This window comes from Streptomyces sporangiiformans, from assembly GCF_005768555.2.
Taxonomy (GTDB): domain Bacteria; phylum Actinomycetota; class Actinomycetes; order Streptomycetales; family Streptomycetaceae; genus Streptomyces; species Streptomyces sporangiiformans.
Map to the genome: position 1 here is coordinate 1 of NZ_VCHX02000311.1, position 24,907 is coordinate 24,907.

The 24,907-nt window shown below is 70.6% G+C and carries 25 protein-coding genes and 1 pseudogene; 21 read left to right on the forward strand and 5 right to left on the reverse strand.

The window, feature by feature from the left end; translation table 11 throughout:
* Positions 1-259 precede the first annotated feature (259 nt).
* The 17 genes from FGD71_RS38355 to hypE all read left to right on the forward strand — a co-directional run bounded on the left by FGD71_RS38355 (position 260) and on the right by hypE (position 16,204).
* The gene (locus tag FGD71_RS38355) at positions 260-2,032 is read left to right on the forward strand and encodes a hydrogenase maturation protein (protein ID WP_119105171.1); all 1,773 of its coding nucleotides are present in this window, start codon (positions 260-262) and stop codon (positions 2,030-2,032) included.
* 166 nt (positions 2,033-2,198) lie between these two features.
* On the forward strand, positions 2,199-2,600 hold the full coding sequence (locus FGD71_RS38360; protein ID WP_140936049.1) for a hypothetical protein: 402 nt from the start codon (positions 2,199-2,201) through the stop codon (positions 2,598-2,600).
* Positions 2,601-2,759: 159 nt separating this feature from the next.
* The gene (locus tag FGD71_RS38365; protein ID WP_119105173.1) at positions 2,760-3,815 is read left to right on the forward strand and encodes an NADH-quinone oxidoreductase subunit B family protein; all 1,056 of its coding nucleotides are present in this window, start codon (positions 2,760-2,762) and stop codon (positions 3,813-3,815) included.
* 45 nt (positions 3,816-3,860) lie between these two features.
* Positions 3,861-5,651 carry a nickel-dependent hydrogenase large subunit gene (locus FGD71_RS38370; RefSeq protein WP_240436973.1) on the forward strand — a complete coding sequence of 597 codons (1,791 nt, stop codon included), beginning with the start codon at positions 3,861-3,863 and terminating at the stop codon, positions 5,649-5,651.
* Between the two features lie 11 nt (positions 5,652-5,662).
* Positions 5,663-6,208, forward strand: coding sequence for a nitrogen fixation protein NifU (locus FGD71_RS38375; protein ID WP_119105175.1), 546 nt, complete (start codon positions 5,663-5,665; stop codon positions 6,206-6,208).
* Positions 6,205-6,867: a DUF5947 family protein gene (locus FGD71_RS38380; protein ID WP_119105176.1), complete on the forward strand. Its 663-nt coding sequence runs from the start codon at positions 6,205-6,207 to the stop codon at positions 6,865-6,867. Before FGD71_RS38375 ends, FGD71_RS38380 begins: the two co-directional genes overlap by 4 nt.
* Positions 6,852-7,058: a hypothetical protein gene (locus tag FGD71_RS38385; RefSeq protein WP_119105177.1), complete on the forward strand. Its 207-nt coding sequence runs from the start codon at positions 6,852-6,854 to the stop codon at positions 7,056-7,058. The genes FGD71_RS38380 and FGD71_RS38385 overlap by 16 nt, the downstream gene beginning before the upstream one ends.
* Positions 7,055-7,750 (forward strand): DUF6084 family protein, encoded by a 696-nt coding sequence (locus tag FGD71_RS38390; protein WP_140936050.1) that lies wholly within the window; start codon positions 7,055-7,057, stop codon positions 7,748-7,750. Before FGD71_RS38385 ends, FGD71_RS38390 begins: the two co-directional genes overlap by 4 nt.
* Positions 7,747-8,787, forward strand: a complete 1,041-nt coding sequence (locus FGD71_RS38395) for a hypothetical protein (RefSeq protein WP_181359363.1) — start codon at positions 7,747-7,749, stop codon at positions 8,785-8,787. Before FGD71_RS38390 ends, FGD71_RS38395 begins: the two co-directional genes overlap by 4 nt.
* Positions 8,784-9,551, forward strand: a complete 768-nt coding sequence (locus FGD71_RS38400; RefSeq protein ID WP_338120105.1) for a hydrogenase maturation protease — start codon at positions 8,784-8,786, stop codon at positions 9,549-9,551. Before FGD71_RS38395 ends, FGD71_RS38400 begins: the two co-directional genes overlap by 4 nt.
* Positions 9,548-9,694, forward strand: a complete 147-nt coding sequence (locus FGD71_RS47720; RefSeq protein WP_162931340.1) for a DUF6893 family small protein — start codon at positions 9,548-9,550, stop codon at positions 9,692-9,694. Before FGD71_RS38400 ends, FGD71_RS47720 begins: the two co-directional genes overlap by 4 nt.
* Before the next feature lie 298 nt (positions 9,695-9,992).
* Positions 9,993-10,391, forward strand: coding sequence for a hydrogenase maturation nickel metallochaperone HypA (hypA, locus tag FGD71_RS38405; RefSeq protein WP_119105191.1), 399 nt, complete (start codon positions 9,993-9,995; stop codon positions 10,389-10,391).
* 2 nt (positions 10,392-10,393) lie between these two features.
* A complete protein-coding gene (gene hypB / locus FGD71_RS38410; RefSeq protein WP_119105179.1) occupies positions 10,394-11,089 on the forward strand; it encodes a hydrogenase nickel incorporation protein HypB in 696 nt (231 codons plus the stop codon).
* The gene (gene hypF, locus FGD71_RS38415; protein WP_240436974.1) at positions 11,086-13,491 is read left to right on the forward strand and encodes a carbamoyltransferase HypF; all 2,406 of its coding nucleotides are present in this window, start codon (positions 11,086-11,088) and stop codon (positions 13,489-13,491) included. The genes hypB and hypF overlap by 4 nt, the downstream gene beginning before the upstream one ends.
* 40 nt (positions 13,492-13,531) lie before the next feature.
* Positions 13,532-13,852, forward strand: a complete 321-nt coding sequence (locus FGD71_RS38420) for a HypC/HybG/HupF family hydrogenase formation chaperone (protein ID WP_119105180.1) — start codon at positions 13,532-13,534, stop codon at positions 13,850-13,852.
* The gene (gene hypD / locus FGD71_RS38425) at positions 13,849-15,081 is read left to right on the forward strand and encodes a hydrogenase formation protein HypD (RefSeq protein ID WP_119105181.1); all 1,233 of its coding nucleotides are present in this window, start codon (positions 13,849-13,851) and stop codon (positions 15,079-15,081) included. The genes FGD71_RS38420 and hypD overlap by 4 nt, the downstream gene beginning before the upstream one ends.
* A complete protein-coding gene (gene hypE, locus FGD71_RS38430; RefSeq protein WP_420878388.1) occupies positions 15,074-16,204 on the forward strand; it encodes a hydrogenase expression/formation protein HypE in 1,131 nt (376 codons plus the stop codon). Before hypD ends, hypE begins: the two co-directional genes overlap by 8 nt.
* Positions 16,205-16,216: 12 nt before the next feature.
* Here the strand turns inward: hypE and FGD71_RS49385 are convergent, their stop codons facing one another.
* The 3 genes and pseudogenes from FGD71_RS49385 to FGD71_RS38445 form a co-directional block, all read right to left on the reverse strand.
* On the reverse strand, positions 16,217-16,441 hold the full coding sequence (locus FGD71_RS49385; RefSeq protein WP_119105182.1) for a hypothetical protein: 225 nt from the start codon (positions 16,439-16,441) through the stop codon (positions 16,217-16,219).
* A gap of 70 nt (positions 16,442-16,511) precedes the next feature.
* Positions 16,512-16,751: pseudogene (locus tag FGD71_RS38440) on the reverse strand (DUF6400 family protein); the annotation flags it as partial.
* A 118-nt stretch (positions 16,752-16,869) separates the two neighbouring features.
* Positions 16,870-17,781, reverse strand: coding sequence for a glycoside hydrolase family 16 protein (locus FGD71_RS38445; protein WP_119105183.1), 912 nt, complete (start codon positions 17,779-17,781; stop codon positions 16,870-16,872).
* A gap of 191 nt (positions 17,782-17,972) precedes the next feature.
* Here FGD71_RS38445 and FGD71_RS38450 point away from each other — a divergent pair, with 191 nt between their 5' ends.
* The 3 genes from FGD71_RS38450 to FGD71_RS38460 all read left to right on the forward strand — a co-directional run bounded on the left by FGD71_RS38450 (position 17,973) and on the right by FGD71_RS38460 (position 20,675).
* Entirely contained in the window at positions 17,973-18,596 is a 624-nt protein-coding gene (locus tag FGD71_RS38450; RefSeq protein WP_119105184.1) for a DUF998 domain-containing protein, read from the forward strand.
* 60 nt (positions 18,597-18,656) lie between these two features.
* Entirely contained in the window at positions 18,657-19,121 is a 465-nt protein-coding gene (locus tag FGD71_RS38455) for an MSMEG_6728 family protein (protein ID WP_119105185.1), read from the forward strand.
* Positions 19,122-19,229: 108 nt separating this feature from the next.
* The gene (locus FGD71_RS38460; RefSeq protein WP_119105186.1) at positions 19,230-20,675 is read left to right on the forward strand and encodes a glyceraldehyde-3-phosphate dehydrogenase; all 1,446 of its coding nucleotides are present in this window, start codon (positions 19,230-19,232) and stop codon (positions 20,673-20,675) included.
* A gap of 84 nt (positions 20,676-20,759) precedes the next feature.
* On the opposite strand, the gene FGD71_RS38465 is transcribed toward FGD71_RS38460, so the two are convergent.
* Entirely contained in the window at positions 20,760-22,247 is a 1,488-nt protein-coding gene (locus FGD71_RS38465; RefSeq protein WP_119105187.1) for an APC family permease, read from the reverse strand.
* 145 nt (positions 22,248-22,392) lie between these two features.
* The gene (locus tag FGD71_RS38470; RefSeq protein ID WP_119105188.1) at positions 22,393-24,042 is read right to left on the reverse strand and encodes an amidohydrolase; all 1,650 of its coding nucleotides are present in this window, start codon (positions 24,040-24,042) and stop codon (positions 22,393-22,395) included.
* Positions 24,043-24,235: 193 nt separating this feature from the next.
* On the opposite strand from FGD71_RS38470, the gene FGD71_RS38475 reads away from it, so the two are divergent.
* Positions 24,236-24,856, forward strand: a complete 621-nt coding sequence (locus FGD71_RS38475) for a TetR/AcrR family transcriptional regulator (RefSeq protein WP_119105189.1) — start codon at positions 24,236-24,238, stop codon at positions 24,854-24,856.
* Positions 24,857-24,907 lie beyond the last annotated feature (51 nt).

Sequence of the window (24,907 nt, forward strand, 5' to 3'; positions counted from 1 at the left end):
GGGCGAGGAGTTGAGGGAGAAGCATGAAGGGCCCCGGGCTGCGCCGTGCCGCAGCCCGGGGCCCTTCGGCAACCCTTGCTGGGTACATGGGTACCGGCGTCGCCGTCGGCCCGCGAGCTGGCCCATCTGGCAGTGATGACCGCTCTTGCGAGTGATGTGCGGGATTCGCGTCGACGTCCGCGGGCGTGTGTGTCCGACCATCGCAGACGGCGCCGGACGCGCCGGCGTCGACGGACGCAGCAGCCGTGGGAGGGCAGTCATGCGCATCTTGCTCATCGCCAGCGCGTACAACAGTCTCACCCAGCGCGTTCACGCCGAACTGCGTGACCGCGGGCACGCCGTGTCCGTGGAGGTCACACCGAGGGGCCCGGACGTCCGGCGGGCCGTGCTCCGGCACATGCCCGACCTGGTTGTGGCACCCATGCTGAAGGCCGCGATCCCCGAGGACGTGTGGACGGCCCACACCTGCCTCGTAGTACATCCGGGGCCGGTGGGGGACCGTGGGCCGGCCTCCCTGGACTGGGCGATCCATGAGGACGCCGCAGTATGGGGCGTCACCGTGCTGCAGGCCGTGAGGGAGATGGATGCCGGTCCGGTGTGGGCGAACGTCGACTTCCCCGTGCCGCGCGTCGCCAAGAGCGACCTGTACCGGAACGAGGTCTCGGACGCCGCGCTCGCGGCAGTCCTGCTCGCCGTCGACCGCTTCGCCTCCGGCGACTACGTCCCCCAGCCGCAGAGCGGACCCGCGGGGTCACGTGCCATGCCGGTACGTACGCGGCCTGCCATGCGTCAGGAGACGCGCGGGATCGCCTGGGGCGAGGACTCGACGGAAACGGTTCTTCGCAAGCTGCGGGCCGCCGACTCCCAGCCCGGGGTACGGGACGAACTGCTAGGCGGCGCTTGGTACCTGCACGGCGGCCACGCCGAGGACGGCCTGCGAGGCCACCCCGGTGACCTGCTGGCCACCCGCGCCGGTGCGATCTGCCGTGCCACCACGGACGGGGCGGTATGGATCCCCGAGTTGCGGGCCGTCGCCGCCCCCGGCGCTCCCCGCGCCTGCAAGCTGCCCGCCACCTCGGCACTGGCCGGCCGTCTGCCGCGCCTGCCGGATCTTCCCCCGCCGCTGACGGTGCCCGAGGGGCGCAGGACCTGGACCGACATCCGGTACCGGGAAGACGGCCCGGTCGGCATCCTGTCCTTCTCCTTCCCCGGCGGGGCGATGAGCACCGGACACTGCCGCCGCCTGCTGGACGCCTACCGTGAGGCATGCTCACGCCCCACGGCCGTACTGGTCCTGGGCGGCAGCCGTGACTTCTTCTCCAACGGCATCCATCTGAACGTCATCGAGGCGGCGGCGGACCCCGCCGCCGAGTCCTGGGCGAACATCAACGCCATGAACGACCTCGTCGAGGCCGTCCTGACCACCACCGACCGGCTCGTCGTCAGCGCCCTCGGCGGCAACGCGGCCGCGGGCGGCGCCATGCTGGCCCTGGCCGCGGACGAGGTGTGGTGCCGATCCGGCTCGGTGCTCAACCCGCACTACCGGCGCATGGGCCTGTACGGGTCGGAGTACTGGACGTACACCCTGCCCCGCAGGGTGGGCGGCCCCATGGCACGGCGGCTCACACAGGAGGCCGAGCCGGTCACCGCGGCCGCGGCACTGGACATGGGGCTGGCCGACCGGGTGATCGACTGCGATCCGCAGGACTTCAGTGCCCAGATCACCCGAATGGCCGCGCGCCTGGCGGATCTGCCCGCCACGCAGCTCCGTGTCGCCGCCAAGAAGGCCGAGCAGGAGCGCAGGGAGGCCGTCACCCCTCTGTCGGCGTTCCGGGAGCGGGAGCTCGCCCGGATGCGTCGCACCTTCACCGACCCCGAGGCGCCCTACCACGCGCTGCGCAGGGCGTTCGTCCGCAAGGAGCCGGTGCAGGAGCCGGTGCAGGATCCGCTGGAAGGCTCATCGACGGGGCTTGGGGAAGGTCGTTCGGACGTCGTCCCGAATGCGGTGGCGGCAGAACGGGCCGACGGTTGACGGGAACGATGCCGGTGCCGCTCCGATGCGTGGGCACGTCGGCCGAACGCTGGTGACTGAGCGAGGTGGACCCCGTATGAGCAGGGTGAGACGGCGTCAGCCGGCGATCCTCCGCGCAGGAGCGCGGGGGCTGGTGGCGGCCATGGCGATGACAGGGAGTCGTGCCGTGACGGCGAACCTGGCGCCGGAGGAGTCGATGCCACCTGAGGCCATCGTGGAGAAACATGCTCCGCAGCCTGTGCTCAGACTGACCGAGCCCCAGCGGGAGGCGCTGACCGAACTGTTTCACTGGGCCTACGGCGCCGGTGGCGGCGTGGCTTTCGGCATGCTGCCGGCGAGAGTTCGCGGCTTTCCGGGGACCGGGGTGGCTTACGGCCTGCTGATCTGGCTTGCCTTCGAACTCGGGATCGGGCCCCTGCTCGGCATTGACCGTCCGAAGCGGCGACCGGTGCTGTGGCGTATCGCGCTCGCGTTGGACCACGTGCTCTACGGCCTTGTCGTCGCGGGACGGCTTGCCCCGGAGCCCGCGGTCCAGGTTCCCGTGCGGCGCTGCGGCCGCAGGCGGTGAGGGGCAGCGCCCGGAGCGCCTTCGGCACCAGGACGGCGCAGGCCCTGGCACCACGCGTCGGAAGCCTCCCGGTGGCGTTCCCGAATGGAGTGCCTGAATGGTGAGTAAATGTTCGTTATGTCAGCCTTCTCGCGGGGACGCCGCCAGGAAGGAACCGCAATGAGCACCGAAACCGAAGCCCCCGCATCCGTGGAAGAGGTCCACATCCTCTGGACCTCGGAGGGCATGAGTTGCGACGGTGACACCATCTCGGTCACCGCCGCCTCCCTGCCCAGCCTGGAGGACGTGGTCCTCGGCGCCATTCCCGGACTGCCGAAAGTGGTTCTGCACAACAAGGTTCTCTCCTACGAGAGCGGTGACGACTTCACCCGCGCCTTCCATCAGGCGGCCGACGGTGAACTGGGGGCGCCGTACGTCCTCGTCGTGGAGGGCTCGATTCCCAACGAGCGGATCAACGGCGACGGTTACTGGACCTCCATGGGCAACGACCCCCGCACGGGCGAACCCATCACCTTCAACACCTGGATCGACCGGCTCGCCCCCGGCGCCTTCGCCGTCATCGCGATCGGCACGTGCGCCACGTATGGCGGTATCCACGCCATGGCCGGCAACCCCACCGGCTGCATGGGTCTGGCCGACTACCTCGGCTGGGACTTCCGATCGGCCGGCGGGCTGCCGATCGTCAATGTGCCCGGCTGCCCCGTCCAGCCCGACAACTTCATGGAGACCGTGACCTGGCTGCTCTACCAGGCCGCCGGTATGGCCCCGCCCATCCCGCTCGATGAACAACTGCGTCCCACCTGGCTGTTCGGCAAGACCGTGCACGAGGGCTGCGACCGCGCCGCCTACTACGAGCAGGGTGACTTCGCCAAGGACTACAACTCCCCCAAGTGCCAGGTGAAGATCGGCTGCTGGGGCCCGGTCGTCAACTGCAACGTCACCAAGCGCGGCTGGATGGACGGCATCGGCGGCTGCCCCAACGTCGGCGGCATCTGCATCGGCTGCACCATGCCCGGTTTCCCCGACAAGTTCATGCCGTTCATGGACGAGCCGCCCGGCGCCAGTATCTCCTCCGGTCTCGCCGCCACCTACGGACCGCTGATGCGCACCCTGCGCGCCATCACCAACCGTTCGGTCAACAAGGAACCCAAGTGGCGCCACAACCGCACCGAGCTCACCTCCGGCTTCGCGCCGCGCTGGCCGTCCGGCAAGTGACCCCCGCGTACCCCCACACACCCCATGCCGAAAGGAATCCGTCCAGTGACGACGAGCCAGGCCGCTCCCGCGGAGCAGCGCACTCTCACCGATGTCGCGTTCGACCCGATCACCCGGATCGTCGGCAACCTGGGCATCTACACAAAGATCGACTTCAACACCCGTGAGGTCGTGGAGTGCAAGAGCACCTCCTCGGTCTTCCGTGGCTACAGCGTCTTCATGAAGGGCAAGGACCCCCGCGACGCGCACTTCATCACCAGCCGCATCTGCGGCATCTGCGGGGACAATCACGCCACTTGCTCGGTGTACGCGCAGAACATGGCGTACGGCGTGAAGACGCCGCCGGTCGCCGAGTGGATCATCAACCTCGGCGAGGCCGCCGAGTACATGTTCGACCACACGATCTTCCAGGACAACATGGTCTTCGTCGACTACTGCGAACGCATGGTCAAGGAGACCAACCCAGGCGTGTGGGAACGGGCCGAGCGCACCCCCGCCCCGCGGGGCGACCAGCACGGCTGCCGCACCATCGGCGACATCATGCGCTCGTACAACCCCTTCGAAGGGGCCACGTACAAAGAGGCGTTGGTCATGAGCCGCCTCACCCGGGAGATGATCTGCCTGATGGAGGGCCGCCATGTGCACCCCTCCACGCTCTACCCGGGCGGTGTGGGCACCGTGGCCACACCGCAGCTCTTCACCGACTACCTGGTCCGCCTCACCCGTTGCCTGGACTTCGTCAAACGCGCTGTCGCCATGAACGACGACGTCTTCGACTTCTTCTACGATGCCCTGCCCGGCTATGAGGAGGTCGGCCGCCGCCGCACCATGCTCGGCTGCTGGGGCGCCTTCCAGGACCCGGAGATCGTCGACTACAGCTACAAGAACATGAACGAGTGGGGCAACCGCATGTTCGTCACCCCGGGCATCGTGGTCGACAACCAACTCGTCACCACGGACCTGGTCGACATCAACCTCGGTATGCGCATCCTGCTCGGCAGTTCCTACTACGAGGACTGGACGGGCGAGGAGACCTTCGTCGACATGGATCCGCTCGGCAATCCGGTCGACAAGCGCCACCCCTGGAACCAGACCACCCTGCCCGCCCCGCAGAAGCGCGACCTCGACGGTGGCAACTACAGCTGGGTGATGAGCCCCCGCTGGTTCGACAAGCGCACCAACGACTTCCTCGCCCTCGACACCGGCGGCGGGCCCATCGCCCGCCTCTGGGTCACCGCCCTCGCCGGAAAGGTCAACACCCCGTACGTGCGCTCCACCGGCCACAGCGTGCAGATCGACCTGCCGAAGACCCCGTCGTCGCCCGAGCGGCGGCTGGAGTGGACGCCCCCGCCGTTCCCCAACACCATCGAGCGCAACCGGGCCCGCATGTACTTCGTCGCCTACGCGGCGGCCATGGCCCTGCACTTCGTCGACCAGGCCCTGAAAGAGGTCCGCTCGGGAGTCACCAAGACCTTCCAGGACTTCAAGGTGCCCAAGGAGGGCATCGGCGTCGGCTTCCACGAGGCGGTACGCGGCGTGCTCAGCCACCACCTGGTCATTCGCGACGGCAAGATCGCCAACTACCACCCGTACCCGCCGACCCCGTGGAACGCCAGTCCACGCGACATGTACGGCACCCCGGGCCCGTACGAGGACGCCGTGCAGGGCTGCCCGATCTTCGAGGAGAACGGGCCGGAGAACTTCAAGGGCATCGACATCATGCGCACCGTTCGCAGCTTCGACCCCTGTCTGCCGTGCGGAGTCCACATGTACCTCGGCGGCGGTCGCACCCTCACCCAGTCCCACTCGCCGACCTTCGGCGCCCTCGCGGGCTAGGGCAGCCGACGATGCCCTGGGAACCGTGGGACGAAGCGCAGGCGCGCCACCAAGCGGCACTGGCCGAGGAGCGGCTGTCCGGCCTGGACGGCCTGCCCGACGGCCTCGCCGCGGCACGGGCGGCGGAGACCGTCGAGACACTGGTCGGGCTGTACGGACAGTGCCTGGGCCGCATCACCGCCCACCTGGCCGAACACCCCGACCTGCTGGCACGGCTGGCCGCCGACGAACTGGTCGGGCATCTGCTGCTGGTCCACGACCTGCACCCCGATCCGGTCGAGACCCGGGTCACGGAGGCCCTTGCCGCGCTGCCGGACCCTCCGGAGGTGCTGGAGCTGTCCGGCACCGCACTCAGGGTCCGGGTCCGTGGCGGCTGCGGGTCGGCCGGGGCCGAGCAGGCGGTTCGGGACGCCGTGGCCGCACGGGCGCCGGAGATCGAGGACGTGACCGTCGAGAGCGGCGGCGCGGCGGCCGAGGCGCTGATCCCCGTCGACGCACTGTTCCGCGCCCCCACGCCGGTCGGCCAAGGCGCCTCCTGCGGAGGTGCCTGCGGATGAACGGCGTGCTTCGACGCGTGGCCCGGCAGGCGGCCCTGGCCGGCGGCCGGGACAACCAGGAGGAACGGTGCGATCTGTGCGCCGAGCCGCTGCCTCCCCACGACGCCCACCGCCATGTGCTGCAGCCCGCCACCGGCACCGTCTCCTGCGCCTGCCGCGCCTGCGCCGTGCTGTTCGACCACGACGCCGGATCGGCCGGCGGCTACCGGCTGCTGCCCCGGGAGCGGCGGCGGCTCCCGGACTGCGGCATCGACGATGCCGTGTGGATGGGTCTCGGTATCCCGGTGAACCTCGCCTTCTTCACTCGTTCGGCGGAGCCGGGTGAGGTCATCGCGGCATACCCGAGCCCGCTGGGCGCGCTGCGTGCCACCGTCCCGCGGGACAGCTGGCAGCAGGTCGAGGCCTGCCACCCGGACCTGCCAGGAGGTGTCACCGATGTACAGGCCCTGCTGGTGAACCGGGCCCGTGGGGCGAGCGAGCACTGGCTCGTCCCGCTCGACGACTGCTACCGCCTGGTCGCCGTCGTCCGCGCACACTGGAAGGGACTGGACGGTGGCCCCGAGGTGTGGCAACGGGTCGAGGACTTCTTCAACGCACTGACCGAACCCACCCCCTTCAGCACCTTCAGCACCGAGGAGGCGTCATGGGTATCACCGTAGGCAAGCCCGACGTAGATCCCGACAAGGCCGCGCACGTCGCGGGCGTACGACGCGGCAACCATCGCGGCGTGATCAAGCACCAGCCGGGACACCGCCGCGACGACCGCTCCACGGCCCGGCGCTCCACCGGCATCAACGCGAGCCACCGCAACCCGGTCGATCCCGACATGCCGAACCTGTCCCCCGCATGACGGCACCCGCCGCTGCCTCCGCTCCGGTGGCGCCGGACCTGGCATTCGCCGTCACCGGAGTCGTGGAAGAACGCTTCGCCGCGCTTCCCACCCTCCGCTTCCGGCTGGAGGTCGCGAGGACCGGCGGGGCTCCCGTCGGCTCGATCGCCCTGACCACCGTGGTCCGTATCGACGTCACCCGCCGCCGCTACGCGCCAGAGGCCGGCAGAGCACTGGCCGAGCTGTTCGGGGCGCCGGAGCAGTGGGCGAGCAGCATGCGGCCGCTCACGTGGTCGCGGACGACCGTCCACGTCCCGGCGTTCGACGAGCGCACCACCGTGGAGATCCCCGTCGAGTGCTCGTACGACATGGAACTGGCCATCACCAAATACCTGCGCGCGGTCGGCGACGACGGCGAGGTGCCGCTGGACTTCCTGTTCAGCGGCACCGTCTTCCACCGCGCCCCGGGCGGGCGCGGGCTGGCCGCCTCCCGGATCTCCTGGTCGGACGGCGACACTCGCTTCACCCTGCCCGCCGCGCTCTGGCACTCCCTGACCGACCGCTATCACGCGGGCAGTCCGTGGCTGCGGCTGTCCCGCGAGACCTACGACCGGCTCGACGATTACCGCGCCCAGCAGGTCCTCGGCAGCCCCGACGACGCCGTTCGCGCCCTGCTCGACAGCGCCGACCTCCACCACCCGGGAACCTCATGACCCTCTCCGACCTCTCCGACCTCTCCGACCTCTCCGACCTCTCCGACCTCTCCGATGTCGAGAAGATCACCCGGACCTGCCTGTACGAGGGCTACCTGCTGTGGCCCTACCGGCGGTCCGCTCTGAAGAACACCAAACGCTGGACCTTCGGCGGCGTCTTCCCCGCCGCCTGCGCCGGCCCGCTCGGCGAACCAGCCTCCATGACCACTCGGATCCTCCACGAAGGGCCCGTCGACGACCTCACCGTGCGCGTGCGGTTTCTGCAGGTGGTGGACCGCACAGTGACGCAGGACGGTCGTGAACTCGACGAGCTGACCGTGGAGGGGGAGCGCTACGTCAGCTGGCAGGAGGTGACCGAACGCGAGGTCGTACTCACCGGCGCCCCCGGCACCACGGCCGTGGACATCCCCGCGGGCACCGCCACCGAGCAACTGCCGGGAACGGCGGCCGCCCTCGTGCGCAGCTGGCGGCGTCTCACCGGCACCGTCGAGGTGACGGCGGAGCCCGTCGCGGACGGCGTGCACCGGCTGACCGTGCGGATCTCCAACAGCACCCCGTGCCCGGTGCCGGAAACCGGCGCCCGGCACGCACGAGAGGCCGCCGCCGCGTACGCCTTCGTCTCCACCCACACCGTGCTGCACAGCGACCCAGGTCGCTTCGTCTCCCTCCTCGACCCGCCCGCCGCACTGCGCGACCACGCCGCGGCCTGCCGCAACGAGGGCACCTGGCCCGTCCTGGTCGGCACGGACGGTGGCGACGGCCGGGCGCACACGGTGCTCTCCTCGCCGGTCACGCTGTACGACTTCCCCCGGGTCGCCCCCGAGAGCCCAGGCGATCTGTTCGACGGAACCGAGATCGACCAGCTGCTCGTGCTCAGCGTGCTCAGCCTGACCGAAGAGGAACAGGCGGAGGCACGGGCCAGCGATCCACGGGCTCGCGAGATCCTCGACCGCTGCGCCGGGCTCGGCCCCGAGCAGCTGATGAACCTGCACGGCGCCATTCGGGAATTCCAGCCGGCCTCCGGGGAGGGAAGGTGAACGGCGTCTCCTACCGCCCCGGGACGCGTGTGCGGCTTCGGCCCACCCGGCGGGCGGACATCATGGATCTGGCCCTGGCCGGACGGATCGCCGAAGTGGCCGCCGTGGAGGAGGACTTCGAGGGACAGCTGCACGTAGCCGTCGTCCTCGAGGGCGACCCAGGCCGCGACCTCGGCTCCGCCAGCCAGATCGGCCACCGGTTCTTCTTCGCCCCCGACGAGCTCGAACCGATCGAAGGGCCCGCCGGCGACCCGCCGAAGCACCGCGTGCTCGTCGCCGGCGTCGGCAACATCTTCATGGCCGACGACGGTTTCGGCCCCGAGGCCGCCTCCGCCCTCGCCCGCCGGCCGCTGCCCGACGGCGTCCACGTCGCCGACTTCGGCATCCGCGGCCTGGACCTCGCCTACCGCATGCTCGACGGCTACGACACCGTCGTCCTGCTGGACGCCACCCCCCACGGGCAACCGCCCGGCACTCTCAGCGTCATCGAGCCCGACCTCGCCGCCCTGCCTGCCGAGGGCACGCCCGAGGCGCATGCCATGGACCCCGTCAAGGTCCTCGCTCTCGCCCGTCACCTGGGTGACGGTGGGCTCCCACGTGTACTCGTCGTCGGCTGCGAGCCCGAGGTCCGCATGAACGGCGACGAGAGCGATGTCGTCGTCGGACTCAGTGAGCCGGTTCGCGAGGCCGTCGACCGCTCCGTGCCGTTCGTCGAGTCCCTGCTCGTCGACATCCTCGGGGCCGATGCCACGGAGAGGAGGTGAACCCCGCCGTGAAGAAGAAAGGCATCTTCATCCCGTCCAACGTGGTCAAGGCCACAGTCGGAACCGTCGCCGCCGTGCTGGTCGTGATCGCCCTCGCCGAAGTGCCGGAGGCCCGACGCTACTTCAGACTGAAAGCCATGTGATGATCCGGCGGCCGCTGCGACCGTTGGAATGAGTGAGCGCCAAGAAGGGCGCCGGACGAGGCATCAGCCCAGGTCAGGCGCCCTCTCTTGATGCCCCTGGTCACAGCCTGGCTTCTGTGGCGGTAGCTCACCGGCAGGTTTTTTGCGGACGCCGGCCCGAAGGCGCCGCCTGATCGAAGCGCGGTGCACCGAACGGCGTACGCAGCCGTGGGGCAACGGCGTGGCTGTCGGTCCGGCCTCGGGACCCCGACATGTAATGGGCGCCGGACAGACGGCCGCCGCGCAGGACGGAGAGGCGATGCACGAGATGTCCGTCGCGCTGGCGATGATCGAGCAGGTCGAGCAGGCGGCGCGCGCCGACGGCGCCCACGGGGTGACACATGTGCGGCTCGAGATCGGCGAGCTCGCCGGCGTGGTCCCGGAAGCGCTGGCCTTCTGCTTCGAACTCGCCTGTGCCGGCACCGCCCTGGAAGGCGCGGAACTGATCACCCGAACCGTCCCCGGCACGGCCCGGTGCGCCGGCTGCCGGACCACCTGGGAGGTCGGTATGCCTCCACAACTGCTCTGCCCCCACTGCAACGACGCGGCCGGTGACCTGGTCTCCGGCCGCGAACTGCGGATCTGCGAGGTGGGGTTGGCCGATGCCCCACCGGCAGCACGCGAGCGTACCCGCGCATCGATCAACGAGGAGAGCTGACCATGTGCCGTGTCGTCGACCTGCAGCAAGCGGTGCTCGCCAAGAACGCGATGGCGGCCCAGGTCCTGCGAACGGAACTCGCCGCCCGCGGCACCACCGTCGTCAACCTGCTCTCCAGCCCCGGCAGCGGCAAGACGGCCCTGCTGGAGCGAGAACTGCGGCTCGCGAGACAACGAGGTGTCAGCACGGCGGCCCTCACCGCCGATCTGGCGACGGAGAACGACGCCCAGCGCCTCGCGCGATCCGAAGTCCCCGTCAAACAGGTGCTCACCGACGGACTGTGCCACCTGGAGGCGGACATGCTCGCCGGGCACCTGCACCACTGGCTGCCGGACGGCACCCGGCTGCTGTTCGTCGAGAACGTGGGCAATCTCGTCTGCCCCGCTTCCTATGACCTCGGCGAGTCGCTGCGCGTCGTCCTCGCCTCCGTGACCGAGGGCGAGGACAAGCCGCTGAAATACCCCACGGCGTTCGGCCTCGCCCACCTCGTGATCGTCACCAAGACCGACCTGGCGGAGGCGGCCGACTTCGACGAGGCGGCTTTCCGCGCCCATGTGCAGCAGGTCAACCCCGGGGTCGAGGTGCTCCTCGCCTCCGTACGCAGCGGTGAGGGCGCCGGAGAACTGGTCGACCGGGCGCTTGCGGCGGCCGACGGAACCCCCGTTCACGCCCCGGTGATGGCCAGGGCCCACGCGTGAGCACACCGGTCGACGGCGCCGCCACCCTGGCACCGACCACGCGGCGCAGCAGGATCGTCGTGCGGGGCGTGGTGCAGGGGGTGGGGTTCCGGCCCTACCTCTACGGACTCGCCACGGAACTACGGCTCTCCGGCCGGGTGAGCAACACCGGTGACGGCGTGGTCGTGGAGGTCGAGGGGGAGGCCGGGGCCGTCGCCCGGTTCCGTGAGCGCATCGCCGCCGAGGCGCCGCCACTCGCGCAGGTGGAATCGGTGGACGCCCTTGACGTGCCCGCCGTCGGAGACAGCGGCTTCACCATCGTCCCGTCGCGGTCCGGCGGCCCCGTGCGCACGCTGGTCGCGCCCGACACGGCCACTTGCCGTGACTGCCTGGCGGAACTCGCGGACCCGGCCGACCGCCGCCATCGGCACGCGTTCATCACGTGCACGCACTGCGGGCCGCGCTTCACCATCGTCACCGGCCTGCCGTACGACCGCGAGCACACCACCATGGCCGGCTTCGCGATGTGCGCCGACTGCGCCCGGGAGTACCGCGATCCGGCCGACCGCCGCTTCCACGCGCAGCCGGTCGCCTGTCCCGCCTGTGGGCCCCGACTGCGGCTGGTCCCGGCGGGCCGGGCAGGGGCCATGCCCGGCGGTGCGGAGGAAGGGGAGGACCCGATCGACGCGGCACGCGCGCTGCTCGCCCAGGGCGCGATCCTCGCGGTGAAGGGCCTCGGTGGCTACCACCTGGCCTGCGACGCAACGAACCCCCGGGCCGTGGCCGAACTGCGCCGCCGCAAGGCCCGCGGGGACAAGCCCTTCGCCATGATGGCGAGGGACATCGCCGACATCGAGCGACTCGTCGATGTCGGACCCGTGGAACGTGACCTGCTCACCGGACCCGTACGGCCGGTCGTTCTGATGCGGCGCCGCAGGGGAGTGCCGCCCGGGTCGGGTGCGGTCGTGCCGGCCGAAGAGGTCGCGCCGGGCAGTCCCGACCTCGGATTCATGCTCCCGTACACCCCCGTCCACCATTTGCTTCTCGGGCTGGGCGCGCAGGCCGACGCCGGCGGGGCCGCGCCCCGGCTGCTCGTGATGACCAGCGGCAACCTGGCCGGTGAACCCATCGTCACCGACGACACCGAGGCGCTGGACCGGCTGGCCGGGCTCGCCGACGCCTGGCTCCTGCACGACCGCCCCATCCACGTGCCGTGCGACGACTCGGTGGTACGCGTCCTCGACGGCGAGCCGCTCGTGCTGCGGCGCTCCCGCGGACACGCTCCCCTGCCGGTCATCCTGCCCGTGCCGGTGACCGCGGCCCTCGCCGTCGGCGGGGACCTGAAGAACACCTTCTGTCTGGGCGAGGGACGTAAGGCCTGGCTGTCGGCCCACATCGGAGACATGGACGACCTCGCCACCCAGCGGGCTTTCGAACGTGCCGAGGAGCAGCTCGAGTCGGTCACGGGGGTGCGCCCCCGGATCCTGGTCGCCGACCGGCACCCCGCGTACCGGTCGGGCCAGTGGGCCCGGCGCCGGGCCGACGGACGACCGCTGGGCCGCGTCCAGCACCACCACGCGCACATCGCCTCGGCCATGGCCGAGCACGGTCTGGACGGCAGCCGCCGCGTCATCGGTGTGGCCTTCGACGGCACCGGCTACGGAGACGACGCAGCGGTGTGGGGCGGCGAGTTCCTGCTGGCGGGCTACGGAGGCTTCACCCGGTTCGCGCACCTCGCGTACGTACCGCTGCCCGGAGGTGACGCGGCGGTCGAGCGCCCGTACCGGATGGCTCTGGCGCACCTGCGCGCCGCGGCCATCCCGTGGCGCGGTGACCTGCCCTGCGTGGTGGCGTGCCCGCCCGACGAACTCGCCGTGCTGGACGTTCAGTTGGAGCGCGGGCTGCACTGCGTCCCCACCTCCGGGATGGGTCGTCTCTTCGACGCCGTCTCCTCACTGGCAGGCGTCTGCCACCGGGCCGGCTACGAGGCGCAGGCCGCCATCGAACTCGAAGCGGCGGCGGTGGACACACCGGCCGAGGACGACCCCCGCTACACCTTCGGGCTGACCGGCGCCGCGCGGCCCGGTGTTCCGCTCACCGCTGATCCCGCGCCGCTGCTCGCCGCGATCGCCGACGACGTACGAGGCGGTATCCCCGTGCCCCTGGTGGCGGCGCGTTTCCACGGCGCGGTGGCCCGGCTGGTACGGAGGGTGTGCGCCGCTGCCCGCGATGCGTCCGGGCTGGAGACCGTCGCCCTGTCCGGCGGGGTGTTCGCGAACGCGCTGCTGTCCTCGCTCTGCGCCCGCGGTCTGCGGCAGGACGGCTTCACGGTGCTGCGCCATCAGAGGATCCCGCCGAACGACGGCGGGCTGGCTCTCGGCCAACTCGTCGTGGCCGCACGTGAGGTGGACGGGGCCGGATGACGCGTGCGGGCCGAGCAGCGCAACAGCGAAGGAGACACACATGTGCCTGGCGGTACCCGGCAGAGTGCTGGGCGTTGAGGAAAGGGACGGCACCCGTATGGCCACCGTCGATTTCGGCGGTGTGGTCAAGGAGGTGTGCCTGGAGTACCTGCCGGATCTGAAGGTCGGTGAGTACGCCATCGTGCACGTCGGGTTCGCGCTGCAGCGGCTGGACGAGGACTCGGCCCGCCAGACGCTGGAGTTGTTCGAGCACCTCGGCATGCTGCAGGAGGAGTTCGGCGATCCGTGGGAACAGGCCGCGGCGGAGAACGGGAGCGGGCGGCCGTCGCACGACGTGGCCGCCGGGGAGGTGCAGCGGTGAAGTACATCGACGAATTCCAGGACCCCGGCCTCGCGGCGCGGCTGGTCGACGAGATCCACGCCACCGTGACCAGGCCCTGGGCTCTGATGGAGGTCTGCGGAGGCCAGACACACACCATCATCCGGCATGGCATCGACCAACTCCTCCCGGAAGAGGTGGAGTTGATCCACGGTCCGGGCTGCCCCGTGTGCGTGACACCGCTGGAGGTGATCGACAAGGCCCTCGAGATCGCCTCCCGTCCCGGGGTGATCTTCTGTTCCTTCGGGGACATGCTCCGTGTCCCGGGCACCGGCCGGGATCTGTTCCAGGTGCGCGGTGAGGGCGGGGATGTGCGGGTGGTGTACTCGCCGCTCGACGCGCTGCGGATCGCCGAGCAGAACCAGGACCGGGAGGTCGTGTTCTTCGGCATCGGCTTCGAAACCACCGCGCCGCCCAATGCGATGACGGTGTATCAGGCCCGAAGGCAGCGGATTCGCAACTTCAGCATGCTGGTCTCCCATGTGCGGGTTCCACCGGCGATCGAGGCGATCATGCGGTCGCCCGACTGCCGGGTGCAGGCCTTCCTCGCCGCCGGGCACGTGTGCAGCGTCATGGGCACGGGGGAGTACCCGGAGCTCGCCGAGCGGTTCCGTGTGCCGATCGTCGTCACCGGATTCGAGCCCCTGGACATCCTCGAAGGGGTACGGCGCACCGTGCTGCAACTGGAGCGCGGCGATCACACCGTGGACAACGCCTACCCCCGGGCCGTCAGACCCGAGGGCAATCCCGCCGCCCGGGCCATGCTGGACGACGTCTTCGAGGTCACCGACCGCGCGTGGCGCGGCATCGGGGTGATCCCGGGGAGCGGATGGCGGCTGTCCGAGCGCTACCGGGACTACGACGCCGAGCATCGCTTCCAGGTCGACGGCATCACCACCCGTGAGCCGGCCGCGTGCCGCAGCGGAGAGGTGCTTCAGGGGCTGCTGAAGCCCCACGAGTGCGAGGCCTTCGGAACCACCTGCACACCGCGCAGCCCGCTCGGAGCCACCATGGTGTCCAGCGAGGGCGCGTGCGCGGCGTACTACCTGTACCGGCGGCTCGACCTGACGGCACAGGCCCAGGCCCCGGCCTCGCAGAACCGAGCCCCGGCCCGGCCGCCGTCCGCGGAGACGGCGCCCCCGACCCCGTCCCCGTCTCCTTCCCCGTCTTCGTGCCCGTCCCCGTCCATGGAGGGCAGCTCCGTTGTCTGACACCACCAGCGCCCCGTCTCCCGCGCGCCCGGCCGCCGCCTCCTCGACGACGGCGGAGCGCGGCGAGCCCGTCGGGCCGGACATGCTCTCGTGGACGTGCCCCGCTCCGCTGCGCGATCAGCCCCGGGTGGTGATGGGGCACGGCGGGGGCGGCGCCATGTCCGCCGAACTCGTCGAGCAGATCTTCACGCCGGCCTTCGGCGGCCCCGGGCCGTCCGGGCTGACGGACTCCGCCGCGGTGGAGATCGGCGGCGCGCGGCTGGCCTTCTCCACGGACTCGTTCGTGGTGCGGCCGCTGTTCTTCCCCGGCGGCAGCATCGGTGACCTGGCCGTCAACGGGACGGTGAACGACCTCGCGATGAGCGGGGCCCGCGCCGCCTACCTGTCCTGCGGCTTCATCCTCGAAGAGGGCGTCGCGATCGACGTGGTCGAGCGGGTCGCGCGGGCGATGGGCGCCGCGGCCCGTACGGCGGGCGTCGAGGTGGTCACGGGTGACACCAAGGTGGTGGAGTCCGGCCACGGGGACGGCGTCTTCATCAACACCTCGGGCATCGGACTGATCCCACCGGGAGTCGATCTTCGTCCCGAGCGGGTCGTCCCCGGCGATGTCGTGATCGTCAGCGGGGCCGTCGGAGTTCACGGTGTGGCGATCATGAGCGTGCGGGAGGGACTGGAGTTCGGGGTCGAGATCGAAAGCGACTGCGCTCCGCTGGGCGGGCTCGTGGAGGCGATGCTCGCCGTGACGCCGGATCTGCATGTGCTGCGTGACCCGACGCGCGGGGGGCTGGCGGCCTCGCTCAACGAGATCGCGTCCGCTTCCGGTACGGGGATCGTCGTCCAAGAGCGCGCCGTGCCCGTCCCGCCTCCGGTGGCCAATGCCTGCGCCGTACTCGGCCTGGATCCGATGTACGTGGCGAACGAGGGCAAACTCGTCGCGTTCGTCCCGCGGGCTCATGCCGAGCAGGTTCTCGCGGCCATGCGGGCTCACCCTCTGGGTGCCGATGCCGTGATGATCGGCGAGGTGGTCGACGCCCACCCGGGGATGGTGGTGGCCCGCACCGCTCTCGGCGGCACCCGGGTGGTGGACCTGCCGTTGGGCGAGCAGCTCCCGCGGATCTGCTGAGGGACCCAGGGCCTAGGAGGCCCTGTGGCCGCGGCCGGTGTCGAGGGTCCATGTGTACGTACAGCTGGGGCACTGCAGATGGACCCGCGCACCCTCGTTTCCCAGGAGGTAGCGCCAGTGCACCGAGCAGGTGCGTCCGCCGGTGCAGGTGGCGCAGTCACGCCCGTCGTCACATCCGGGACAGGCGACCCAGGCGCGGCGGGCCCGGTCCGCCTGTGGGTCAATGGGGAGCCGCATCGCCGTATCCCGGATCGCCCGACCCTGCCTCGCCCGGTCCTGGCGAGCCTGGTCCTGCTTCGCTCGGTCCTGCCTCGCCCGGGCCTCGTCCGGGCAGCACGCCGGCCGCCACGAGCATGGCGTAGATGCGCTCCTGCTCGGGGTCGAGGCCGGAGTACAGCAGAGCCGTGGCGGCCTCCTCGCCGCGGAGCGCGGCCACCGGGTCCCAGTCGGGGCCCAGTGCCGCCATCACTTCGGCCCGACGCCGTGCCTCCTCGAGGGTGAGGTCGATCGAGAAGTTCAGGTGGTCGGGTGCGGGGCCCTGGTCCATGGGTGATCTTCCGGACGAAACGTACTGGTCAGCCACGTTTATCAGAGCGCGGACCGCCCCCGGAAGGCGGTGTGACGCACCTCATCGCATCGCAGACCGCCCAGGACACGCTGCCGCTCTACTTCCACCCGTACGCGTACGCGGCGACCCACGTGATCTCGAGTCGGGCGCTGCTGCCGGGAGCGGCGCCCGGCCCCTGCAGGGCGCTTTCGTTCTGCAGTACCCAGGACAGGGGACGGTCCGGCACGTTGCGGGTGTCGTGTCCTGTCTGCCGGCCGTCCACGAAGAACCGCACATGCCCCGGCGTCCACTCGGTCGAGACGGTGTGCCACTCGGTCCAGCTGTCACTCCCCGGGAAGTAACCCTGCTCGCCGCCGCCGCACGGATGGTGGAAGGCGGTGAGGGGGCCGGTCCACTCGCCTTCGGGGTGGTCCATCTCGCAGCCGCCGCCGTAGTGCAGCCAGGCGGACTTGTATCCGGGAGCGAGTTTCGTCACCTTGATGCGGGCGCTGTACTTGCCGTACTTCATCTGCATGACGGCACGCGGTACCACGGCCGCGGCGTGCACAGGGCCTCCGCCGGAGGGCCGCCACATCCGGATGTACATCCTTCCGTCGCCGTTCTCCGCAGGACCTACGCTCACCGTGTCCTCCGGGTGGTAGACGCCCACCACTTCCCGGCCCCGGTCGTTGGCCGTGTCACGCCAACCGGTGGGATACGCCCACCAGTTGTCGCGGTAGGCGCCGCTCAGGCCCCCGCAGTACGCGGCGGAGGTGTCGACATGATGGTCGCAGTCGCTGAACGCGCCGAGCGGCACCCGGTCACCGTTGAAATCCTCCGCGAGGACCTGCCAGAAGGGCCCGCAGTCGCCGCGCGGCAGTTCGGTGCCCGTGGTGCGGCAGGCGTCGGCCGAGCGGGGTGCCCCGTCGGCACGGGGAACGCCCAGGAGAACGGCCAGGAGCAGGAGACCGAGCGGTATCAACAGGGCACGCGCACGGTTGCGGTGGTTCGGCGCCGCGTGTGAACCCATCGGAAGGCTCCTCCGATCCTCGGTACCGAACGAGCATCCTCGCCGCACGGCCGGGGCAACGCCATCCCCGGAACGGGGCGGGTAGCGGACCGTCACGCTCCGCTCCACCGGTCGCCCGCTCGGTTTCCATCCGCTTCCGTCCGCCCGCGTGTGCGCGACGGAGGAATGATGAGGCGTTTTACGGTGGTCTGATGCGAGTTGTACCTAGATGGGCCTTGCTCTCGTCGGGGTGCGCGCCTGTTCTGTTGATCGGCGGCTGGGTGATCGCGGCGTCGATCGAAGGGCCCGCCTACAACCCGACCACTCAAACGATCAGCGTCCTTGCGGCCAACGGGGCTTCGGGGTTCTGGGTGATGACCGGAGCGCTGCTCGCCCTGGGTGCCTGTCATCTGCTCACCGCCTGGGGTTTGCGCCCTGCCGCACTCGCCGGACGTGTGGCGCTGGGCGCCGGTGGTGCTGCCGCCTTGGTGGTGGCGCTGTCCCCGGTACCGAGCAGTGGGGGTTCCCTGCGTCACGGTTCGGTGGTCGTGGTCGGATTCACTCTCCTTGCGGTGTGGCCGGTCCTGGCCGCCCATCGCGGCGGAGCCGCACCATGGGGACTCCGGCCCGCGCCCTCCATCGTGGTGACCGCTCTGATGGGCCTCGGTGCGGCGTGGTTCCTGATCGAACTCCATCTTGACGGTGCCCCCGGCGTGGCTGAACGCGCTGTGACAGCCGTTCAGTCCCTGTGGCCCTTCGTGGTCGTCGCCTCCTGCCTTCTCCAGCCCGATCACGAGGAATCACCGGCCCGGCCTGATGGCGATCCCGGGTACTAGGCGGTCACGGCGGGGTACTCAAGACGTACGGCGAAACCTCGTCCAGGTCCCGCGAGGATCATGCAGACGTTCCTGCCCTATCCCGATTTCACCCGCAGCGCCGCGGTGCTGGACCCGCTGCGTCTGGGCAAACAGCGGGTGGAGACGATCCAGGTGCTGCGCGGACTGACCGTGCCCGGGTACGGCTGGAGGCGGCATCCCGCCGTTCGTATGTGGACCGGGTACGAGGAGGCGCTGGTCCGCTACGGGCTGGAGATGTGCGGGCAGTGGTGCAGCCTGGGGCGTGCGGACACCTGCGCCCATACCCTGCGCGTGGATCTCGGCGCGGCGACCGGCATCGCCGAACCGCGCCCTCAGGACGCCCTCCGGCGGGCGGGGGCACTGCCGCCCTGGCTGGGCGACCCGGCGTTCCACCGCAGTCACCAGTCGGCTCTCGTACGGAAGAACCCCAGCCACTACGCCGAGAAATTCCCCGGAGTCCCGGACACGCTGCCGTATCTGTGGCCGGTCTCGGACCGCGGTTGATGACGACGCCTGCCCTGAGGCAGTGACCCCCTCGGGCGGCACCCGGTGAATGACCATAGAGGCCGGGGGTTTAGCATATGAGCGCCGCCTAGCTCGAAAGAGAAACCTGTGACTGTCAACGAGGATTCGTTCACCGACTGGAACAACCGCGAGGAGATCGCGGAGTCGATGATTCCGATGATCGGGAAGCTGCACCGGGAGCGGGACGTCACGGTCCTGCTCCACAGCCGCTCCCTGGTGAACAAGTCGGTGGTCAGCATCCTCAAGACCCACCGCTTCGCCCGGCAGATCGCCGGTGAGGAGCTCTCGGTCACCGAGACGCTGCCGTTCCTGCGGGCTCTCACCACGCTCGATCTCGGCCCTTCCCAGATCGACATCGGCATGCTCGCCGCGACGTACAAGACCGATGACCGCGGTCTCTCGGTGGAGGAGTTCACCGCCGAAGCCGTCGCGGGCGCCACGGGTGCCGACAAAATCGAGCGCCGGGAACCGCGCGACGTCGTCCTCTACGGGTTCGGCCGCATCGGCCGTCTCCTCGCCCGTCTGCTCATCGAGAAGGCCGGCTCCGGCAACGGCCTGCGGCTGCGCGCCATCGTCGTTCGCAAGGGCGGCGGCCAGGACATCGTCAAGCGCGCCTCGCTGCTGCGCCGTGACTCCATCCACGGTCAGTTCCAGGGCACGATCACCGTCGACGAGACCAGCGACAAGATCATCGCCAATGGCAACGAGATCAAGGTGATCTACTCCGACGACCCGACGTCGGTGGACTACACGGCGTACGGCATCAAGGACGCCATCCTCATCGACAACACCGGCAAGTGGCGCGACCGCGAGGGCCTGTCGAAGCATCTGCGCCCCGGCATCGAGAAGGTCGTTCTGACCGCGCCGGGCAAGGGCGACGTGCCCAACATCGTCCACGGCGTCAACCACGACACGATCAAGCCGGACGAGCAGATCCTGTCCTGTGCCTCCTGCACCACCAACGCGATCGTCCCGCCGCTGAAGGCGATGGCGGACGAGTACGGCGTCCAGCGTGGGCACGTGGAGACGATCCATTCGTTCACCAACGACCAGAACCTGCTGGACAACTACCACAGCTCCGACCGCCGCGGCCGCTCCGCGCCGCTCAACATGGTCATCACCGAGACCGGTGCCGCCTCCGCCGTCGCCAAGGCGCTGCCCGACCTCAAGGCACGGATCACCGGCAGCTCGATCCGCGTCCCGGCGCCGAACGTCTCGATCGCGATCCTCAACCTCCAGCTGGAGAGCGAGACCACCCGCGAGGAGGTCCTCGACCACCTCCGCAATGTGTCGCTGACCTCGCCGCTCAAGCGCCAGATCGACTTCATCAGCGCTCCCGACGCGGTGTCCAGCGACTTCATCGGCTCGCGGCACGCCTCGATCGTCGACGCCGGCGCCACCAAGGTCGAGGGCGACAACGCGATCCTCTACCTCTGGTACGACAACGAGTTCGGCTACTCCTGCCAGGTCATCCGCGTCGTCCAGCACGTCTCCGGAGTGGAGTACCCGACATACCCCGCCCCGGCGGACTGATTCACAACAGGGGTACGCCCCGCTGACGTTCATGGACGGTCCCGTCACCCGTGCAGGACAGGGTGACGGGACCGTCGCGTGCGGTCAGCCGGCGTCGACGTCGGTCGTGGCGAGCTTGGCGTAGGCGTCGGGCCGCCGGCGGCGCATCCGCCCGGCGAGGAGGACACCGGTCAGGAAGACGGCCGGGGTGAGGGCGACGAGCGTCCAGTTGACGGCCGGACCGGCGCTGGTGAACAGGTCCAGGCGCGTGCAGACAAGACCGGTGGTCACGGTGAGCAGGACCGCGGCGACGGCGGGTGCGACCAGGGTGCGCAGGCCGCTCTCACCGCGCGTGGCGGGGTTGCGGCGGAAGAAGAACACGACGGAGCAGGCCGCCAGCGTCTGGAGCGCGAGGATGCCCACCACTCCGGGGGTGTTCACCCAGAGGAGGAACTGGTTGTACGGGTGGGCGCCGATCGCCGCGAAGACGGCGACGACCACGGCGGCCAGCAGGGTCTGGGCGATGCCCGCGCTCCAGGGGGAGCCGTGCCGGGGGTGGATCCGGCCCAGGCCGGCGGGGAGGGTGTGCTCGGTGGCGAGGACGTGCACGTAGCGGGTGATGGCGTTGTGGAAGGCGAGCAGGGAAGCCAGCAGGCTGGTGACGATGAGGACGCGCTGGAGGTCGGTGGCCCAGTCGCCGACGTAGCGGGTCATGGCCGTGAAGAACATCTCGGCCGGATTCTGCGCGGCGGCTCCCACGGCCTGGTCGCTGCCGAAGGCCTGCACGATGACCCAGACGACGAAGGTGTAGAAGAGGCCGAGGAAACCGACGGCCAGGTACGTCGCCCGGGGCACGGTGCGGTCGGGGTCGCGGGCCTCCTCGCGGTAGATGGCGGTTGCCTCGAATCCGATGAAGGCGGCGACGGCGAGACCGAGCGGGGCGCTCATCTGCGAGGTGAAGACATGGGACGGGGCGAAGGAGTCCAGGCTCAGGCCGCTCGCTCCGCCCTTGACCAGGATCGCGCCGGCCAGCAGCACCAGGATGGCGGTCTCGGCGATCAGCAGCGCGGCCAGAACCTTGGCGCCGAGGTTGATCGAGCGGAAGCCGAGGAACCAGACGACGGCGATCCCGGCGAAGGCGTACACCGGCCAGGGCAGGTCGACGCCGAGGAGATCGTTCACGGTGCCGGCGGCGAAGAAGCCGAAGGCCCCGAACGTGCCGATCTGCAGGGCGTTGTAGGAGAACACGGCGAGCAGCGCCGCGCCGAGCCCGGCCGGACGGCCCAGGCCCCGGGCAATGTATGAGTAGAAGGCGCCCGCGTTGCGGATGTACGGCGTCATGGCGGTGAAGCCGGCCGCGAAGAAGCACAGCAGCACGCCGATGGCCAGGTAGGCGACCGGGGCGCCGATGCCGCCGAAGAGGATCGCGAGCGGGGCGATGCCGGCCATCACGGTCAGCGGGGCCGCCGCCGCCACGACGAAGAACACGATGTCGGTGAGGCCGAGAGTGCCGCGTCGCAGGTGTGGGCTCGCTCCGGGGCTGGTGGCCTGTGGGGGTTGCTGGGAAGCGGTGGGGACGAGGGGCTCGGTCATGGAGGTCTCCGCGTGGTGCGTGTGGTGAGCGGGCGTGGGGAGATGCTGGGCACGCGGGCCGGTCCGTGACGACGACGTACGTCCGAAGGTGTCCGAGTACGTCTGGTGACGACGTACGTCTGACGTGTCGATGACGACGGTACGTCTATCGTCTCCCGGCGCAGGAGCCGTCCGGAGCGCCGGCGTCGTGGGTGCGGCGGCCGGCGAGCCAGGTGCCCAGGACGGGCAGGTGCGCGAGGTCGGATGGTGCGGTCCCGATCGGGTCGGCGGCGAGATGCACCAGGTCGGCGCGCATTCCGGGGCGCAGGGCGCCCCATTCCTTCTCCTCGAACGCCTGGTCGGCGCAGCCCGTGGAGTAGGCGGCCAGAGCGGTCAAGGTGTCGATCCGCTCTTCGGGGAGCCAGCCGCCCGTGGGGGTCCCGTCGGGCGTCTGGCGGGTGACTGCGGTGGCGATGCCACGCAGTGGCTCATGGGAGGTGACCGGCCAGTCGCTGCCGAACGAGACGCGGGCGCCAGCGGCCAGCAGAGTGGCGATCTGGTACTGCCGTCCGCCGCGCTCCGGGCCGATGCGGGGCAGGATGAGCTCGCTCATCAAGGGGTCGCACTGGGCCCACAGCGGCTGCAGGTTGGCGATCACCCCGAGTTCGGTGAAACGGGGCAGGTCGGCGGGATCGATGAGTTCGGCGTGGGCGATGACCGGACGGCGATCACGGGGGCCGTTGGTACGGGCCGCGGCCTCGATGGCGTCCAGGGCGGCACGAACCGCGCCGTCACCGATGGCGTGGAGGTGCGGACGGAAGCCGAGGGTGTCGACGGCGGTGACGGCCTCGGCGAGTTCGCCGGGTGTCCAGGTCGCGATGCCGTGCGAGTGCGGGCAGTCGGTGTAGGGCTCCAGCAGCGCCGCGGTGCCCGACTCGATCACACCGTCCGCGAAGAACTTCACGCTGCGTGCCGTGAGCACTCCGGGTGCGCCGCTCTCCACGCGCTCGCGGTCGGCGGCGAACCGGGCGATCCGCTCGCGCCAGCCGTCGGGTTCCAGGAGGAAGCACAGGTCGGCGCGGACCGGCAGCCCAGGCCCGGTGGTGGCAGCGGTGACCCAGGCGTCGGCGTGGTGCGGCTCCACCAAGGCGTCCTGCACCCACGTCACCCCGGAAGCGGCGAACCGGGCGCATGCCTCGCGCAGGGCGCCGACGTGTGCCTCACGGGACGGCTTCGGGGCGAGGGCGAGGACCGGGTTCAGGGCGCCGAACTCGCGCAGGGTGCCCAGCGGTTCGGCGGATCCGTTCCGGCGCACGATCTCCCCGCCGGCCGGGTCCGGGGTGGCGGCGGTGTACGCGGCGCTGCGCAGGGCCTCGCTGTTCACCCAGGCCGTGTGGTGATCGGAGGTGCGCAGCACGACCGGCCGGTCGGAGACGGCGGCGTCCAGCCACCGCGCGTCGAACCGGCCGTCGGGGGCGAGCCAGGGATCGAAGCCGCCCCCGGTGATCCACTCGGCCTCGGGGTGCTCGCCGGCCCAGCGTCGTACGGCCTCGACGATCTCCTCCACGGAGGCGCACTCCCGGACGGGCACGCCGCGCAGTCCGAGTCCGCCCAGCACCGGATGCACATGACCGTCGCCGAAGGCGGGCAGCAGCGCGCCGCCCGCCAGATCGACCACGGTCGTCCGAGGGCCGCGGGCGACCAGAGCCTCGGCGCCGAGTCCGCTGATCCTGCCGTCCGTGACCGCGAGGGCGTCGTGGACGGAGGCGTCCCCGTTCCTGACGGTCCCACCAGTGAAGACGATGTCGGCATACATGGCGTGTGGAGGTGCCCTTTCTGACGCGGAGGTGGCTCCGGCCGCCTAACTGAAAGGCATTCGGTTTCCGGTAATGTAGGCGGCACCCGGATCGCCGGGAAGGGTTTAACTGAAAGTCATTCGGTAACGGTTGGGTTACGGCGGCGGAGGCGAGTGGGCCGAATCCCGCCGCACAAGGGATACGAGGAGTTCTGTGGGACGGCCGCGCACACCCCTGCTGGACCGCCGCCGCATCGGCGCCGCGGCACTACGCCTGGCCGACGAGAACGGCGCCCTCACCATCCCGGCCCTGGCCAGGGCCCTCGGCGTGGCCCCGTCCGCGCTCTACCACCACGTCTCCGGCCGTGACGAGATCATCTCCCTCATGCGCGAGGAACTCGTGCTCACGACCGGAGCGGGACAGGGCGCACATGTCTGGTCCCAGCCCTGGGAACAGGCCCTGGACAGCTGGGCCCGCTCCTACCTCTCCGCCTTCGCCGCCCATCCCGGCGCGGTCCCGCTCCTCGCCACCGCGCCGCTCGCCGAACCCTTCATGCACGCGATGTATGAGAGGGCCGCCGAGCTGCTGCTGACCGCCGGCTTCGCCGAGGATCAGGTCATGCCGCTGATCAACGCCCTGGAGAACTTCATCCTCGGCTCCGCCCTCGACCTGGTCGCGCCCCCGGTCATGGTCTCCGCAGTCGCCCGCGAAACCGCCCCCCACCTCAGCGCCGTACTCGACCACACACCCGCCGACCGCAGCCGCGCCACGAACGCCTTCGACGTCGGCCTGCGAGCGCTCCTCACCGGCTTCCGCGACCTGCTGCGCGGCTGAGAGGTCCGTCGCAGCCGGCCGGTGCACGAAGGGGCCGGGCGGCCGCGGCCG

Excerpts from the sequence above, each read along its gene's own strand:
- FGD71_RS38355 (WP_119105171.1), top strand. The coding sequence starts at position 260 with ATGCGCATCTTGCTCATCGCCAGCGCGTACAACAGTCTCACCCAGCGC.
- FGD71_RS38385 (WP_119105177.1), top strand. The coding sequence starts at position 6,852 with ATGGGTATCACCGTAGGCAAGCCCGACGTAGATCCCGACAAGGCCGCG.
- FGD71_RS38365 (WP_119105173.1), top strand. The coding sequence starts at position 2,760 with ATGAGCACCGAAACCGAAGCCCCCGCATCCGTGGAAGAGGTCCACATC.
- hypA (WP_119105191.1), top strand. The coding sequence starts at position 9,993 with ATGCACGAGATGTCCGTCGCGCTGGCGATGATCGAGCAGGTCGAGCAG.
- FGD71_RS49385 (WP_119105182.1), bottom strand. The coding sequence starts at position 16,441 with ATGCGGCTCCCCATTGACCCACAGGCGGACCGGGCCCGCCGCGCCTGG.
- FGD71_RS38420 (WP_119105180.1), top strand. The coding sequence starts at position 13,532 with ATGTGCCTGGCGGTACCCGGCAGAGTGCTGGGCGTTGAGGAAAGGGAC.
- FGD71_RS38375 (WP_119105175.1), top strand. The coding sequence starts at position 5,663 with ATGCCCTGGGAACCGTGGGACGAAGCGCAGGCGCGCCACCAAGCGGCA.
- FGD71_RS38445 (WP_119105183.1), bottom strand. The coding sequence starts at position 17,781 with ATGGGTTCACACGCGGCGCCGAACCACCGCAACCGTGCGCGTGCCCTG.
- FGD71_RS38395 (WP_181359363.1), top strand. The coding sequence starts at position 7,747 with ATGACCCTCTCCGACCTCTCCGACCTCTCCGACCTCTCCGACCTCTCC.
- FGD71_RS38380 (WP_119105176.1), top strand. The coding sequence starts at position 6,205 with ATGAACGGCGTGCTTCGACGCGTGGCCCGGCAGGCGGCCCTGGCCGGC.
- FGD71_RS38465 (WP_119105187.1), bottom strand. The coding sequence starts at position 22,247 with ATGACCGAGCCCCTCGTCCCCACCGCTTCCCAGCAACCCCCACAGGCC.
- FGD71_RS38390 (WP_140936050.1), top strand. The coding sequence starts at position 7,055 with ATGACGGCACCCGCCGCTGCCTCCGCTCCGGTGGCGCCGGACCTGGCA.
- FGD71_RS38455 (WP_119105185.1), top strand. The coding sequence starts at position 18,657 with ATGCAGACGTTCCTGCCCTATCCCGATTTCACCCGCAGCGCCGCGGTG.
- FGD71_RS38470 (WP_119105188.1), bottom strand. The coding sequence starts at position 24,042 with ATGTATGCCGACATCGTCTTCACTGGTGGGACCGTCAGGAACGGGGAC.
- FGD71_RS38450 (WP_119105184.1), top strand. The coding sequence starts at position 17,973 with ATGCGAGTTGTACCTAGATGGGCCTTGCTCTCGTCGGGGTGCGCGCCT.
- hypB (WP_119105179.1), top strand. The coding sequence starts at position 10,394 with ATGTGCCGTGTCGTCGACCTGCAGCAAGCGGTGCTCGCCAAGAACGCG.